The organism is Massilia sp. PWRC2, from assembly GCF_049896725.1.
Taxonomy (GTDB): domain Bacteria; phylum Pseudomonadota; class Gammaproteobacteria; order Burkholderiales; family Burkholderiaceae_D; genus JAFCUW01.
Genome location: NZ_JAFCUW010000003.1, coordinates 297,069 through 312,275, shown reverse-complemented (window position 1 = coordinate 312,275; position 15,207 = coordinate 297,069). Strand labels below are relative to the sequence as shown.

Annotated in this window: 15 protein-coding genes and 1 tRNA gene; 9 read left to right on the top strand and 7 right to left on the bottom strand. The window is 63.2% G+C overall.

Going from position 1 to position 15,207, the window contains the following annotated elements; translation table 11 throughout:
* The first annotated feature begins 219 nt into the window (after positions 1-219).
* The 3 genes from ACP7BZ_RS09110 to nth all read left to right on the top strand — a co-directional run bounded on the left by ACP7BZ_RS09110 (position 220) and on the right by nth (position 2,955).
* On the top strand, positions 220-1,455 hold the full coding sequence (locus tag ACP7BZ_RS09110; RefSeq protein WP_426112254.1) for a polyhydroxyalkanoate depolymerase: 1,236 nt from the start codon (positions 220-222) through the stop codon (positions 1,453-1,455).
* 190 nt (positions 1,456-1,645) lie between these two features.
* Complete coding sequence (gene rsxB / locus ACP7BZ_RS09105) at positions 1,646-2,311, top strand: electron transport complex subunit RsxB (protein WP_426112253.1); 666 nt, start codon at positions 1,646-1,648, stop codon at positions 2,309-2,311.
* Positions 2,308-2,955, top strand: coding sequence for an endonuclease III (gene nth, locus ACP7BZ_RS09100; protein WP_426112251.1), 648 nt, complete (start codon positions 2,308-2,310; stop codon positions 2,953-2,955). Before rsxB ends, nth begins: the two co-directional genes overlap by 4 nt.
* A gap of 9 nt (positions 2,956-2,964) precedes the next feature.
* On the opposite strand, the gene proB is transcribed toward nth, so the two are convergent.
* From proB to rplU, 5 genes are all read right to left on the bottom strand, one after another.
* Positions 2,965-4,083, bottom strand: coding sequence for a glutamate 5-kinase (gene proB, locus ACP7BZ_RS09095; RefSeq protein ID WP_426112249.1), 1,119 nt, complete (start codon positions 4,081-4,083; stop codon positions 2,965-2,967).
* A gap of 27 nt (positions 4,084-4,110) precedes the next feature.
* A complete protein-coding gene (locus tag ACP7BZ_RS09090) occupies positions 4,111-4,512 on the bottom strand; it encodes a hypothetical protein (RefSeq protein WP_426112247.1) in 402 nt (133 codons plus the stop codon).
* Positions 4,513-5,625, bottom strand: a complete 1,113-nt coding sequence (gene obgE / locus ACP7BZ_RS09085; RefSeq protein ID WP_426112245.1) for a GTPase ObgE — start codon at positions 5,623-5,625, stop codon at positions 4,513-4,515.
* Positions 5,626-5,737: 112 nt separating this feature from the next.
* Positions 5,738-6,019 (bottom strand): 50S ribosomal protein L27, encoded by a 282-nt coding sequence (gene rpmA / locus ACP7BZ_RS09080; RefSeq protein WP_426112244.1) that lies wholly within the window; start codon positions 6,017-6,019, stop codon positions 5,738-5,740.
* A 40-nt stretch (positions 6,020-6,059) separates the two neighbouring features.
* Positions 6,060-6,371 (bottom strand): 50S ribosomal protein L21, encoded by a 312-nt coding sequence (gene rplU / locus ACP7BZ_RS09075; RefSeq protein WP_305508712.1) that lies wholly within the window; start codon positions 6,369-6,371, stop codon positions 6,060-6,062.
* Positions 6,372-6,628: 257 nt separating this feature from the next.
* On the opposite strand from rplU, the gene ispB reads away from it, so the two are divergent.
* From ispB to ACP7BZ_RS09060, 3 genes are all read left to right on the top strand, one after another.
* Positions 6,629-7,618 carry an octaprenyl diphosphate synthase gene (gene ispB / locus ACP7BZ_RS09070; RefSeq protein ID WP_426112242.1) on the top strand — a complete coding sequence of 330 codons (990 nt, stop codon included), beginning with the start codon at positions 6,629-6,631 and terminating at the stop codon, positions 7,616-7,618.
* A gap of 107 nt (positions 7,619-7,725) precedes the next feature.
* Positions 7,726-7,802 (top strand) — tRNA-Pro (locus ACP7BZ_RS09065).
* A 530-nt stretch (positions 7,803-8,332) separates the two neighbouring features.
* Positions 8,333-9,004 (top strand): hypothetical protein, encoded by a 672-nt coding sequence (locus ACP7BZ_RS09060; protein ID WP_426112240.1) that lies wholly within the window; start codon positions 8,333-8,335, stop codon positions 9,002-9,004.
* 171 nt (positions 9,005-9,175) lie between these two features.
* On the opposite strand, the gene ACP7BZ_RS09055 is transcribed toward ACP7BZ_RS09060, so the two are convergent.
* Both ACP7BZ_RS09055 and ACP7BZ_RS09050 read right to left on the bottom strand, forming a co-directional pair.
* Positions 9,176-9,994, bottom strand: coding sequence for a DNA/RNA non-specific endonuclease (locus ACP7BZ_RS09055; protein WP_426112238.1), 819 nt, complete (start codon positions 9,992-9,994; stop codon positions 9,176-9,178).
* Between the two features lie 80 nt (positions 9,995-10,074).
* Positions 10,075-11,415, bottom strand: coding sequence for an AMP-binding enzyme (locus tag ACP7BZ_RS09050; protein WP_426112237.1), 1,341 nt, complete (start codon positions 11,413-11,415; stop codon positions 10,075-10,077).
* Positions 11,416-11,649: 234 nt separating this feature from the next.
* Here ACP7BZ_RS09050 and ACP7BZ_RS09045 point away from each other — a divergent pair, with 234 nt between their 5' ends.
* From ACP7BZ_RS09045 to ACP7BZ_RS09035, 3 genes are read left to right on the top strand one after another with little or no spacing between them, the layout of a single operon-like run.
* Positions 11,650-12,054, top strand: a complete 405-nt coding sequence (locus ACP7BZ_RS09045; RefSeq protein ID WP_426112235.1) for a PAS domain-containing protein — start codon at positions 11,650-11,652, stop codon at positions 12,052-12,054.
* The gene (locus tag ACP7BZ_RS09040) at positions 12,054-13,412 is read left to right on the top strand and encodes a diguanylate cyclase (RefSeq protein ID WP_426112233.1); all 1,359 of its coding nucleotides are present in this window, start codon (positions 12,054-12,056) and stop codon (positions 13,410-13,412) included. Before ACP7BZ_RS09045 ends, ACP7BZ_RS09040 begins: the two co-directional genes overlap by 1 nt.
* A complete protein-coding gene (locus ACP7BZ_RS09035; protein ID WP_426112231.1) occupies positions 13,402-15,159 on the top strand; it encodes a putative bifunctional diguanylate cyclase/phosphodiesterase in 1,758 nt (585 codons plus the stop codon). The genes ACP7BZ_RS09040 and ACP7BZ_RS09035 overlap by 11 nt, the downstream gene beginning before the upstream one ends.
* Positions 15,160-15,207 lie beyond the last annotated feature (48 nt).

Sequence of the window (15,207 nt, the reverse complement as noted above, 5' to 3'; positions counted from 1 at the left end):
GTGAGCTGGGTCACCGACGCCATCCGGCAAATCGTGATAAAACAAGGGTTGGAAAAACGCACGTTCGTTCACGCCAGGTCACATTGACGCGCTTTCAAGTGTCCTGTCATGACCCCGTAAGGTCCTGCGCTTAGTCTAGCAAGTGAAGTTCATGATGCAATAAGGGCGTGCGCCGCATGTGCGATTGCGCCGCCCGCGCCACACACCGAAAGAAAAACGATGCTCTACCAATTGCATGAAATGCAGCGGTCCTTCCTCACCCCCATGATGCAGTGGGCCGATGCGTCCGCCAAACTGTTCACCAATCCCGTCTCGCCATTCGCCCACACGCCGTTTTCGCAGCGCATCGCCGCCGGTTACGAGCTGATGTATCGCCTCGGCAAAGACTATGAAAAGCCCGCCTTCGACATCAAGGACACCCTGGTTGACGGCGACCCCGTTGCCATCGTCGAAAGCACGCTGCTGACCAAGCCTTTTTGTCGCCTGCTGCACTTCAAAAAAGACTTGAGCGACGCTGCCATTGCCGAGCTCGACCAGCCGGTCGTGCTGCTGGTGGCGCCGCTGTCGGGTCACCACTCGACGCTGCTGCGCGATACCGTGCGCGGCTTGCTGCCCAAGCACGATGTGTATATTACCGACTGGACCGATGCCCGCATGGTGCCGGCCAGCGCCGGTCCGTTCCACCTCGACGACTACATTTTTTACGTCCAGGATTTCATTCGCCTGCTGGGCCCTGAACTGCACGTCATTTCCGTCTGCCAGCCGACCGTGCCGGTGCTGGCGGCCATCGCGCTGATGGCCAGCGCCCACGACCCCAAGCTGCCGAAGACCATGACGATGATGGGTGGCCCCATCGACCCGCGCAAGTCGCCCACCGCCGTCAACGACCTGGCTACCGAAAAACCGTTTTCGTGGTTTGAAAACACTGTCATTTACGCAGTGCCGGCCAATTATGTTGGCGCTGGCCGCAAGGTCTATCCGGGATTTCTGCAGCACGCCGGCTTCATCGCCATGAACCCGGGCCGCCATGCCCAAAGCCACCGCGAGTTTTACCAGCACCTGGTGCGCGGCGACGACGAGCCGGCCGAAAGCCATCGCCAGTTCTACAACGAATACAACGCCGTGCTCGACATGCCGGCCGAGTACTACCTCGACACCATCAAGACCGTGTTCCAGGATTTCTCTTTGCCCTGCGGTACCTGGACCGTGGGCGGCCAGCTGGTGCGTCCGCAAGACATCACCACCGTCGCCCTGTTCACCGTCGAAGGTGAACTCGACGATATTTCGGGCGCCGGCCAGACGCAGGCAGCACACGAACTGTGTTCCGGTATTCCAGCCAACATGCAGCAGGATTTCGTCGCGCCGGGCGCTGGCCACTACGGCATTTTCTCGGGTCGCCGCTGGCGCGAGATCATTTGCCCGAAGATTGGCGAGTTCATCGCTACCCACCGATAGAGCGTCAAACAAAACTAAACATCGTCGATTGCCAGAGGAACGCCCACCCGAGTCAGAGCGGGCGTCGCCTCAAAGCGCAAACGCAGGAGGGACTGTCGCCGCAAGGTGACCGTCCCTTTTTTACAATGCGCCAGCGTGTTTGCGTCATGTTGCGCCATGAGATAATAGTATTTTCGCCAGCCTTGATGCCGTGACCAAATCTCTTGCCGACCTGATCGAAGACGCCCTGCCGCAAACCCAGTGTACCAAGTGCGGCTACCCGGCCTGCCGTCCGTACGCCGAGGCGATTGCCAGCGGTGACGCGGCGATCAACCAGTGCCCGCCCGGTGGCGCCGAAGGCATCGTACGGCTCGCGGCCATCACCGGCTACCCCGTCATCCCCCTCAATCCGGTCCACGGCTACGAACGGCCGCGCCCGGTCGCCTTCATCGATGAATCACTGTGCATCGGCTGCACCCTGTGCATCCAGGCCTGCCCGGTCGACGCCATCCTCGGCGCCGCCAAGCAGATGCACACCATTTTGCCCAGCCTGTGCACCGGTTGCGACCTGTGCGTGGCACCCTGCCCGGTCGACTGCATCGTCATGTTCCCCGTCACCGGCGAGCAGACCGGCTGGGCTGCGTGGACGAGCGGGCAGGCCGACGCCGCCCGTGCCCGCCACGAAGCGCGCAGCGCGCGGCTGGCGCGCGAGCGGCGTGAAAACGATGCGCGGCTGGCCGCCAAGGCGGTCGCCAAGCTGAAAGAAGTCACCGCCGAACCGGGCAACAGCGATGCCGAACTGCAGGAAAAGGAACGCAAGCGCGCCATCATCGCCGCCGCCATCGAACGGGCGCGCCAGAAAGCGGCCAAGGAATGAACAACAGCAAACGGCTCGCCATGTTCACCCGCCTGCGCGCGGCCAATCCCCATCCCACCACCGAACTTGCCTACACCACGCCGTTCGAATTGCTGATCGCCGTGCTGCTGTCGGCCCAGTCGACCGATGTGGGCGTCAACAAGGCCACCCGCAAGTTGTACCCGGTGGCGAACACGCCGGCCGCCATGCTGGCGCTGGGGCTCGATGAATTGAAAACCTATATCGCCACCATTGGCCTGTACAACACCAAGGCGAAAAACGTGCTGGCCACCTGCCAGATCCTGGTCGATCAATATGGCGGCGAAGTGCCGCGCGCGCGCGAAGCGCTCGAAGCGCTGCCCGGGGTGGGCCGCAAGACCGCCAACGTGGTCCTCAATACGGCCTTTGGCGAGCCGACCATGGCAGTCGACACCCACATCTTCCGCGTCTCCAACCGCACCGGACTGGCGCCCGGCAAGACGGTCGAGATCGTCGAGCAAAAACTGCTGCGCTTCGTGCCCAGGGAATTTTTGCAGGATGCCCATCACTGGCTGATTTTGCACGGCCGCTATACCTGCGTCGCCCGCAAACCGCTGTGCTGGAATTGCCTGATCAACGATCTGTGCGACTACAAGCAAAAAACCCCGGCGCCGGCCGGCGCCTAAGACCATCGCTTACATCAACACCATGTTGTCGCGGTGGATCAGCTCGGGCCCGTCGAGAAAGCCCAGCACCGCTTCGATCTCCGAGGAAGGCTTGCGCATGATGCGCAGCGCCTCGCTGCTCGAATAATTCGACAGCCCGCGCGCCACCGTCACCCCATCCTCGCCCACGCAGGTGACCACGGCGCCGCGCCCGAACTGCCCGCTGACTCCCACCACGCCGATCGGCAACAACGATTTTCCCTCGCGCGTGAGCTTTTGCACGGCGCCGGCGTCGAGCGTGAGTTTGCCGGCCGTGTGCAGGTGATCGGTCATCCATTGCTTTCTCGCCGTCATGCGGCCGGTATCGGCCAGCAGTTCGGTGCCGATCGCTTCGCCCGCCGCCAGCCGCGTGAGGACATCGCTGTCGCGGCCCCAGGCGATGATGGTGTGGGCGCCCGAGCGGGCGGCGCGCTTGGCGGCGAGGATCTTGGTGAGCATGCCACCGCGCCCCAGGCTGCTGCCAGCGCCGCCCGCCATCGCTTCGAGCGCCGGGTCGCCCGCGCGGCCGGTGGCCACCAGCGTCGCCGCCGGGTCCTTGCGCGGATCGGCACTGAACAGGCCGTGCTGATCGGTCAGAATCACCAGCGCATCGGCCTCGATCAGATTGGCCACCAGCGCGCCCAGGGTGTCGTTGTCGCCGAACTTGATCTCGTCGGTGACGACGGTATCGTTCTCGTTAATGATCGGCACCACGCCAAAGCGCAGCAGGGTGGTCAGCGTCGAACGGGCGTTCAGGTAACGCTCGCGGTCGGCCAGGTCGGCGTGGGTCAGCAACACCTGCGCCGTGCCCAGGCCGTGGGCGCGAAAACTGCTTTCGTAAATTTGCGCCAGGCCCATCTGACCAACCGCGGCGCACGCCTGCAATTCGTGGATGTCGGTGGGGCGCTGCTCGAAGCCCAGGCGCAGCATGCCCTCGGCGATGGCGCCGGAGCTGACCAGCACCACTTCCTTGCCCAGCGCGCGCAGGGCGGCGATTTGCGCGGCCCAGCGGGCAATCGCGCCATGGTCGAGGCCGCGGCCATCGTTGGTCACCAGGGACGAGCCCACTTTGATGATGATGCGCGAAGCGCTGTGCAGTACGGAAGTCATCGGCGGCTTTGGATACGTGAAAGGGTTCTACGTCATTTTAACCGGCGCAGGACGCAACGCCAGCAGCGCCAGGCCGACTGCTGTTTCAAGCACGCTGAGCCACAGCAGCGGGCCATGCGGCAAGCCGATCACGGTGGCCACCAGCAGGCGTGCAGCCGGTTGGGCGAGTAGGAACAGGGCAGTGAGCGCGCCGAGAATGGACGGCTGGCCTGGTGTTGCTGCCAGCAGGGCCAGGGCTGCGGTAGCGAGCCTGGTGCCGACATAGATGGCGTAAAACTGGCTGTAGCCGTTGACGCCAACGAGGAACAGGCCCATGACAGCAGCGACCCGATCAGGGTCGAGCAGGGCCGCCAGCGCCGACAGCGAACTGGCCAGCGCCGTCAGCTGCAGCAGCTGACGGCGCCAGCGCGCCCGTGCCGGTGCTGACACTTACTCTTCGAAAATCTTGAAACGTGGATCGTCCGGATCGATCGACGCAATCCCGCGCGCCTCTTCCGTCATCTGGGTTTCTTCGGCGCGGTGTTCTTCGCCTTTCTTTTCTTCCAGGTGGCGGTAGATCGCTTGCACCAGGTCCTGGCAACCTTCGTGGCTGAGGGCCGAGATCTCGAACACCGGGCCTTTCCAGGCCATGCGCTTGACGAAATCCTTGACGCGCTTTTTGCGCTCGTCTTCGGGCACCACGTCGAGCTTGTTGAGGACGATCCAGCGCGGCTTGTTGAGCAGCGCTTCATCATACTTTTCCAGCTCTTTCACCAGGGCTTTGGCTTCCTTGACGGGATCGACGTTGGTCTCGAACGGCGCCATGTCGACGATGTGCAGCAGCAGACCGGTGCGCTGCAAGTGACGCAGGAACTGGATACCCAGGCCGGCACCTTCGGAAGCGCCCTCGATCAGGCCGGGAATATCGGCAATGACGAAACTTTTTTCGTGCGACACGCGCACCACGCCCAGGTTCGGGTGCAAGGTGGTGAACGGGTAGTCGGCGATCTTCGGCTTGGCGTTCGACACGGCCGTAATAAAGGTCGACTTGCCGGCATTCGGCATGCCCAGCAGGCCAACATCGGCCAGCACTTTGAGTTCGAGGCGCAGTTCGCGTCGTTCGCCTTCTTTGCCTTCGCCCTTTTGACGCGGTGCGCGGTTGGTCGAGGATTTGAAGTGAATATTGCCCCAACCGCCCTCGCCGCCCTTGGCGAGCGCTTCGCGCTGGCCGTGTTCGGTCAGGTCGGCGATGATTTCGCCGGAAATATTATCGACGATCAGCGTGCCAACCGGCATGCGCAGCTCGATGTCGTCGGCGCCCTTGCCGTAGCAATCGGCACCACGGCCTGGCTCGCCATCGCGCGCCTTGTGCATCTTGGAGTAACGGAAGTCGACCAGGGTGTTGATGTTGCGGTCGGCCACGGCCCAGATCGAGCCACCCTTGCCGCCATCGCCGCCGTCGGGTCCGCCGAACGGGCGAAACTTTTCGCGGCAAAATGAGGCGCAACCGTTGCCGCCGTCGCCGGCGATGACTTCAATGCGTGCTTCGTCGATAAACTTCATTGTCTTGTACCGCCATAAAACTAAAAAGGCTCTACCGCTTGAGATAGAGCCTTTCGATGAAAGGCTTGCGCCTTACAAGGATACGCCGCATTACGGCGTGGTGCTGTGCAGCTTAGGCTGCGACTGCTTCAACTGCCTGGTTCGCGACGACGGTGACGAATTGCTTCAAACCGAGGCCTTTTTTGACGAACTTGACTTTACCGTCGACCAGCGCGAACAAGGTGTGATCCTTGCCGGTGCCGACGTTTTCGCCGGCGCGCACCGGGGTGCCGCGCTGACGAATGATGATGCCGCCGGCGTTGATGCTCTCGCCGCCGTAGACTTTCACGCCGAGGCGTTTTGATTCTGAATCACGGCCGTTGCGCGTTGTGCCGCCGCCTTTTTTGTGTGCCATTTAGAGCTCCTTGATGACTGGATGTACCGGGCAACAGCGATTAGCCGTTGATCGAAACGATTTGGATTTCGGTGAAATTCTGGCGATGGCCCTGATGCTTCTGGTAGTGCTTACGACGACGCATCTTGAAAATCTTCACTTTATCGTGACGACCGTGTGCCACAACAGAAACTGTAACCGTTGCACCTTCGACCAATGGCGCACCAAACTTGATGGTGTCGCCCGCGCCTACTGCGAGTACTTGATCGATGGTGAGTTCGGAACCAATGTCTGCCGGTATCTGTTCTACTTTAAGTTTTTCGCCAGCGACAACTTTATACTGCTTGCCACCGGTTTTTATGACCGCGTACATGATTTGAAACCTCATCAAATGTTTGAAAGAATTTCCTACGACATCGTCATGCCGCATGTTGCGAGCGACGTTCGGAGCCGGGGGAACCGCAGATTATACATGATTCGATAAATCCGGTCAAAAGCGTTCACAAGGGCCGCTGTTCGTGGTATGTCGACAACGTCACGCCGCCCACCCACCCACCCGCATGTCCGCTGCCTCGGCGGTGGCGGGCTTGTCGTATAATCCCTGCAATCCATGTCCATTGCAGGTAAGCCTTGTCCGCCGCTCTCCAACATTCGCAACAGAACACCATCGCCCACTCCATCGCTGCCGACATGGAGGCGGTCAATGCAGTCATTCGACAACGTCTGCATTCTGAAGTGACGCTGGTCAACCAGATCGCCGAATACATCATCGGTGCCGGTGGCAAGCGCATCCGCCCCACCCTGGTGCTGCTGATCGCTAACGCGTATGCCTACCAGGGCACGGCGCACCACGAGCTCGCTGCCGTGGTGGAGTTCATCCACACCGCCACCCTGCTGCACGACGATGTCGTCGACGAATCCTCGATGCGGCGCGGACGCCAGACTGCCAACGCACTGTTCGGCAATGCCGCCTCGGTGCTGGTGGGCGACTTTTTGTACTCGCGCTCCTTCCAGATGATGGTTGGCCTGAACAATATGCGGGTCATGCAGATTTTGTCGGACGCCACCAACGTCATCGCCGAAGGTGAAGTGCTGCAACTGCTGAACATGCACGATCCCGACGTCAACGAAGCGGCTTACCTGAATGTAATCCGCTCGAAGACAGCCAAGCTGTTCGAGGCGGCCGCCCAGCTGGGCGCCCTGATCGCTGGCGCCAGCGATGCCGACGTCGATGCCGCCGGCGAATATGGCCGCTCGCTGGGCACCGCCTTCCAGCTCATCGATGACGTGCTCGACTACGCCGGCGACGCCGACACCATCGGCAAGAACGTCGGCGACGACCTGCGCGAAGGCAAGCCGACGTTACCCCTGATCTGGCTGATGGAACATGGCAGCCAAGCCCAGCGCCAGCTGGTGCGTAACTGCATCGAGCAAGGCGACGAGCAGCATTTCGACGCCGTCCTCGCCGCCGTCACCAACAGCGGCGCGCTCGACTACACCCGCAACGCCGCCCAGGTCGCAGCCGGCCGCGCCAGCGCCGCCATCGCCGGCCTGCCTGACAGTGGTTTCAAGCAAAGCCTGCTGCAGTTGTGCGAGTTCGCGGTCGACCGCGACCACTGATTGTTCCCCACGGCAGCGCCGCCGCCAGCCGTCGACGCTGACGGTTGACAAGCGACGCTGCGGTTTTCTACACTCATGACAGGCAGTTGAAAGACAAAAAACGCCGTCGGGGTGTGGCTCAGCCTGGTAGAGCGCTGCGTTCGGGACGCAGAGGCCGGAGGTTCGAATCCTCTCACCCCGACCATAAATTTCTTTATGAACCAGCGTGGGAAAATCAGTGGCAAATTTTTCGAAACACGCCATAAAAAAATAGATGCCTGCGTGGTCGGCAGTATTTGCAGACACCTCCGCCGGCTACCATATGATCGTCGCGCAGCGAAGCTACAGCGTGCTCCTCAACTGTTGGAGCAAGCGTCGGCGCATCTGTCGCATATCTGTCGCACATCTGTCGCACATCAGTCGCACATCGCTCACGCAACGAAGGCACTGTCAAAAACCGGCTTGACCTGTCCAGGACCTTCCCTCGCAACTCCATCACGATGAAGATCGTCTACCACCGTACCAGCAATGGCGTGGCGCGCAAGACCATCACCCGCTAACTATCTGTTGTATTTCGCCGATAACCAGGCGTTTTCCATAAAAATACTTTTCGGTATTTACGTGACTTGTTAATCTGTTGATCTTACATTTTTAAGAATAAATTTCGAAGAAATGTAAGAGCGAGCGCTCCATCCACGAGGGCGCCGACAATGATCCAAACAACCAGGGAACGTCATGAAAAAATTCTCCATCGGCTTTGCCGCCTTGCTGACGCTGTCGACCATGGGCGTCGCCCAGGCGGACGCCGGCATTACCGCCAGTGTTGGCACCACCGGCGCCGGCCTGCACGTGAGTGTGCCGGTCGCCACAGCGCTCAACGCCCGCGTCGGCATCAATGGCTTGAGCATCTCGCGCGACGGCAACACCTCCGACGTCGACTACGATTACAAGCTGAAGATGGCCACCGTCGACGCCCTGCTCGACTACTTTCCGATGGCGGGCGGCTTCCGCGTCAGCGGCGGTCTGGCCTACAACGGCAACAAGATCGACGTCAACGGCCGCCCCAAAAGCAGCGGCACTTACACGCTCAACGGCCACGTGTATCCAGCGACAGCCGTAGGCAGCCTGAACGGTACTGTGGACTTCCACAAAGTCGCGCCCTACCTGGGCATCGGCTGGGGCAACGCCGTCGCCGCCGACAAGGGCTGGGGCTTTTCGACCGATATCGGGGTGCTGTTCCAGGGCGCGCCGAACGCCAGCCTGAGCAATCGTGGCTGCACGGCAATCGCTGCGGTGTGCAGCCAGATCGCCACCGACGTTGCCGCCGAAAGCCGCTCGCTGCAAGACGACACCAGCAGCTTCAAGGCGTATCCCGTGCTGCGCCTGGGCGTGAGCTACAAATTTTAAGCAGGAGCCGGGCGGCAGCGACGCAGCAGCCACTAATCAGCCACTACGCAGCCAATACGCAGCCAATACGCAGCCAATACGCCGGCTGCCGCGCCGGCGACGCCGTTCGTTTCAAAGCAAAAATCGGACAGTCGCCCTGCTCTGACTGAACGGCATTACCGCCGCGCTGCTTCAAATGCCCGGCCGCATGGTTCCCAAAAAATCGATGCCGGTGCGGCGCACCAGTTCCTCGTAGGAAATCGGCCGCCCCGCGCGCGCGCTGTCGGTGTTGTCGATCCAGTGGGCCCAGGCGCGGTTAGCGCTGGGATCGACCACCAGCTTGTAGAGCGATGCAGGAATCCACACCTGGCCCGGCCCCAGCGTGCGCAGCGGCGCGCTGTAGACAGGGCCGGTGAACACATACACGTCGCCGGCAGCGCGCATCACGTACTTGCGGGTGGCTTTTTCCACGCTCCTGGCCCACGGGCCGCGATTATTGGCCGGCGCCTGCGGCACCATATTGCTCAGACTGAACGACTGCGCCATCGCACGCGCGGTCGGCATGTCGGCCGCCGGCGCCATGTGGCCGCGGTCGAAACGGGCATCCTCACCATCGAGGCGGGCCTTGAAATCGGCCAGATGGGCGCGGTCGGCGCCCGGCAGGCGCGCTTCTTCGTAGAATTTATTGGTACGTACTTCGTCGCTGGCGTCGGCCAGTTGCGCCTTGTTGAGCCGCTCGACGACGTACAGCGGGGTTTTGCTTTGCCCTGAATAGAGCACCGCAAAGGCATCGAAGCACAGCTGGCGCTGCCGACCGGGTGCGCTCGCCGGCAACTTGGGCAAATAAGCATTGAGGAAAAAACGGGGACAGTCGTCAAAGCCTGCTTTGGCTTGAATACCGGCCTTCACGCTGCCGCTGGCAGCAACGAAACAAAACAACACAGCGCTAATAGATCGAATCGGCAACATCAACAACATCAACAGTCCAACGAACAGGAGCATGGGGAGCATGCGAGCCGGCAAGCCGGGCGCCGCGTCACAAAATTTATGCGCGGCACAATTATAGGCGACATGCACCCACAATTTCTTCCTTAACTGCCGGCGTCGATGATCCAGTCGGCCAGCTTGCCATTGCGCTGACGCGGCAACGCCGCGCCAAAGGTGTAGCTGGCCGGGCGCGCGGCGGGCGCCACCTGCGCGCGCATCCACGCATCGAGCTGCGCATGCAGTAACAAGGGGTCGGCACCCTGACTCCCCTCGTTGACCACAATAAACGCTTTGAGGCGCTCACCCTCGTCGGCCCGCATCAGGCGCACGGCGGCATCCTGCACTGCGGGATGCTGGCGCAGCAAGGTCGCCAGCGCGGCGGGAAACACATTGATGCCACCCACCTGGACTGCATCGTCGAGCCGAGCGAGCGGCAGGAAGCGGCCATCGTCGTACCAGTGCAGCCGATCCTGCAAGCGGTACGGCTGCGTGGCGCCGCTGGCGAGCGTGCGCAGCACGATGGCGCCGTCGGCGTCCTCGCCCTCCCCTTGTGATGAACGCTGCCAGAACGGCAGCAGCTGATACGGCGCAGCGGCCGCGTCGCGCCAGCCGACTCCGGCGGTTTCCGAGCTGCCATAGATCTGCAGCAGCCGGGCGAGGCCGGCCGCCAGCAGGGCTGTCGCCAGGGCGTCCGCGCATGGCGCCGTCGAGCTGACGCCGACCACATCGGCGGCCAGCGGCGCGGCGCCAGCGCCCGCCAGCGCTGCCTGCCAGAACTGCGGATAGCCAATCACCAGGTCGCCCGCCCTGGCGTTTTGCCAGACAGCGGCCGGCAGCTGCGCGCGGACATCGCACACCACCAGCGACGACGCCGAGGGATCGGTCGCGGCGGCCTGTTGCGCCAGCAGCACGGTCAACAGGAAGCCATAGATATGGTGGGCCGGCACCGCGCTGACGATGCGGCGGCGGCCCGGCAGCAGGGTCGCCAGCACCGCCACTTCCTGCAGCAGGTTGGCCAGATCGTGCACGCACGGCTTGGGGGTGCCGATGCTGCCCGAGGTACGAAAGGTCAGCTGTCCGTTGCCGGCAACAACGTCGGCATCGGCATCGGCATCCAGCGCGGCCGCCGTCAGCGCCACCCAGCTATCGAGCCGGGTATCGGCCAGCAAGCCATCAAGCATGGCGGCGTGGCCCAGGTGCAAGGTTTCAGTCAGCGCCGCGCACAGCGCCATCAGCTCGAGCGAATCGGCGCCCAGGTCAGCCACCAGGTCGGTTGCAGCCGGCCGCGTCGCCAGCGCTGGGCCGTGCTGGGCGCCCGGGCGCAGCCGGCCCAACTCGCCATCGACGAGGTCCGCCACGAAGCGCCGCAAGCTGCCGGCTGCGTGCCACCACGGGCGCGGCAGCGGCGCGCCATCCACACCTGTCGTTTTTGCAATTTTTTGCACGTAACTCCCTTGTTCTTGATCAAATTTTTTTTCGCCCGTTCAAGCCAGCCACGCGCCCGCCGCCACAGCGCAGCGGACCTCTGCCACCATTATGGTCAGGCTTAACAAAAAATTACAAATATGTAACAAACCGTCGCGTGATTCCTACAATTGTTTCTGAGCGCCAACAATATGCTGTCGGTTCGGATAGACTACGCTTTTGATGCCGCTTACCATTTTTCAGGAGTACACACAATGACCCAATCAGCAGTGGTCCCCATCGCCTGCTCGTTCGCCCAGGCAGAGCTGGGTGAGCAGCTGGCGCGGTTCTCCTCGGAAGAACTCGACAACCTCGACTTTGGCGTGATCGGTTTCGATGCCAATGGCGTGGTCAGCCGCTACAACGCATTCGAAGCCAATGCGGCCGGCTTGACCGCCAGCCGGGTGCTCGGCCAGCCCCTGTTTACCGTGGTGGCACCGTGCATGAACAATTTTCTGGTGGCGCAGCGCTTTGACGATGCCAGCGACGCCGCTGACACGCTCGACGTCACCATCGATTATGTGCTGACCTTGCGCATGCGCCCGATCAAGGTGGCGCTGCGCCTGATCGCCGTTCACGGCGCCGCCGTGCGCTACGTGCTGGTCAAGCGCGCCACCTGATGAAATTTCAACTCGCCCAATTAACCGAGGAGCACGAGGCGCTGATCCAGTTTCTGTATCTGGCGCCCGTCGGCCTGGTCCAGGCCTCGCTCGACGGTACCATTTCGATGATGAATCCGGTGGCGGCTCAGCTGCTGATGCCACTGGCGGCCGACTCGAATCTCGACAACCTGTTTACCGCGCTGCAGGGCGTGGCGCCCGACCTGCGCCACCTGTGCAGCGACTTCAGCGCGCCGCAAGGCATGGTCTGTGACGGCATCCACCTCTACCTCGATCACGACAGCCGCAACAAGGTCAGCGCGCGCGTGCTGTCGCTGTCGGTGGTCAAACTGGGCGAAGCACGCCTGATGGCGGTACTTGGCGACGTCACCGACCAGGTGCGGCGCGAGCGCGAGCTGCGCCAGACCGATGCCTGGCTCAACGCCATCCTCACCAGCATCAGCGACTACGCCATGGTGCGCCTCGATACCGAAGGACGCATCGAATCGTGGAACGAGAGTATCGGCCGGGTCACCGGCTTTAACGCCGAACAGACGGTGGGCCAGTCCTACGCGCTGTTCTATCCGCCTGGTGCGACCACCGCCGACCATCTGGCCGACCGCCTCGGCGAAGCCGAACGCGATGGCTGGAGCCTCGACGACGGCGTGCGCGTGCGCGCCGATGGCAGCCATTTTCGCGTCAGCGCCATGATCTCGCCGCTGCGCGAGCACGACGATGGCGCCACCAGTGCCTATTCGCTGATCATGCGCGACATCGGCGACAAGCAGCCGGGCGCCGAGCGCCAGCGCAATGCCGCCTTGCGCGACTACCTGACAGGACTGAGCAACCGGCGGGCGTTTTTCGAAGCGGCCGAAATCGAGCTCGAACGGCGCCGCCGCGCGCCGCGGCCGACCTCGATGATCATGATCGACGCCGACAACTTCAAGGCGGTCAACGACTGTTACGGCCACGCCGGTGGCGACGCCGTGCTGCGCCACCTGGCCGCCGCCCTCAATCTGACCTTCCGCGACGTCGACATCGTCGCCCGCGTCGGTGGTGAAGAATTTGCCGTGCTGCTGCCGTCGACCGACCTGGCCGCCGCCAGCGCCGTTGCCGAACGCCTGCGGGCGACCGTCGAAGCAGCCGCCGTGCGCATCGATGGCGCCGCCATCGGCTACACCGTCAGCGCCGGTGTGGCGACGATGGATGCGCGGGTGACGACGCTGGAAGGCCTGATGAAACGGGCCGACCAGGCGCTGTACGCAGCCAAGGCACGCGGGCGCAACCGCGTCGACCAGTGGCGCGAAGACACCCCGGTCTACAAGGACCATCAACGGGCGCCGCAGGAGCTGCGGCAAGAAGCGAGCGATGGACTCTGACAGCGCCGCCAACGAGGCGCTGATCCAGTTTCTGTACCGCGCGCCGATCGGCCTGGTGCAGATCACCATGGACGGCACCATCGAGATGCTCAACCCGATGTCATCGAGCCTGCTGATGCCGCTGGCGCGCGACGGCAATATGCAAAACCTGTTCGACGTACTCGACCCGGTGGCGCCCGAACTGCGCCAGATGACCACCTTGTTCGTCAGCCCGGCCGGGGTGATCTGCGAATCGTTTCGCATCGTGCTCGGTGAAGACGGCGATAGCCACGCGCGCCGCCAGTGCCTTGCCATCAGTCTGCTCAAGCTCGATGCCGACAAGCTGATGGCGGTGCTGGCCGACGCCACTGCCGAAGCGCAGCGCGAGCAGGACACCATTGCCCACCGCCTCAACAGCGCCGCCCGCATCGACGCCCTCACGCAAATGCCGAACCGGCGTGCGGTGCAGGAACAGATCGGCTTGATGATGAACCGCCAGAGCGGCGCGCTGGCCGAATTCGCTGTCCTGTTCATCAATTTCGACCGCTTCAAGCACATCAACGATTCGCTCGGTAACGCCGCCGGCGACCAGGTCCTCATCGCCATGGCCGGCCGCATGCGCGCGGTGCTGCGCCAGCCGGGCGACGGCGTGCGCACACCGGCATCCGGCGGCCAGATGGCCGCGCGCATCGGCGGCGATGAATTCGTCATCGTGCTCGACGCCATGCGCGGCGCCGCCGACGTCGAAAGCGTCGCTGCGCGGCTGCTGGAAAATGTCCGCAAACCGTATCTCATCAACGGCCACGAAATCATCTGCAACGTCAGCATCGGCATCGTCATGGGCAGCGAAGCGGCCGGCGAAGCCGACAGCGTGCTGCGCGACGCCAGCATCGCCATGACCCTGGCCAAGGCCGGCGCCAGCGGCTTCATGCTGTTCGAACAGAGCATGCGCGAGCGCGCCGTGCGGCGCGGCGACATCGAAGGCGAATTGCGCCGCGCCCTGCAGGAACAGCACCTGTTCGTGGTCTACCAGCCGGTGGTGGGCCTGCTGCCGGACGGCCGCATCGATTGCGCCACCGGCGTCGAAGCGCTGGTGCGCTGGCGCCATCCCGTGCGCGGGGTGGTGCCGCCGCTCGAATTTATCGACATCGCCGAACAATGTGGCCTGATCGGCGCGCTCGGTGACTTCGTGCTCGAACAGGCTTGCAGCGATTTCGTCAGCTGGCAGGCACTGCTGGGCGGCGCGGCACCACGGCTGCTGGCCGTGAACCTGTCGCGCGCGCAGCTGGCGCAGGGCGGCTTTGTCGCCCGCGTAGCGCAGATTCTGGCAGCCACCGCGATGAATCCGCGCCAGCTGCAGCTGGAAGTGACGGAAAGCCTGGCGGCCCAGGACGGCCAGGTGCAAAGCCGTCTGCACGAACTGAAGGCGCTCGGCATCAAGCTGGCGCTGGACGACTTTGGCACCGGCTATTCGTCGCTGGCCAGCCTGCACCTGCTGCCGGTCGACACCGTCAAGATCGACCGCTCGTTTGTCAGCCAGAGCGACTCCAGCGCCCACCACCGGGTGCTGATCGAAGCGACCGTCAAGGTGGCGCGCAGCCTCGGTATGGACACCGTCGCCGAGGGCGTCGAAACGGCGGCCCAGGCCAGGGTGGTCAACGAACTGCAGTGCGACAAGGGCCAGGGCTATCTGTACAGCCGGCCGCTGGAATCGGCCGCGCTGCTCGAATGGATCGCCTGTTCGACGGCGCTGCCGCTGGTGGCGTAGAACTGGCCTGACAGCGATCCATGGCAAACGCCGCCGGCGCCCGCCTTC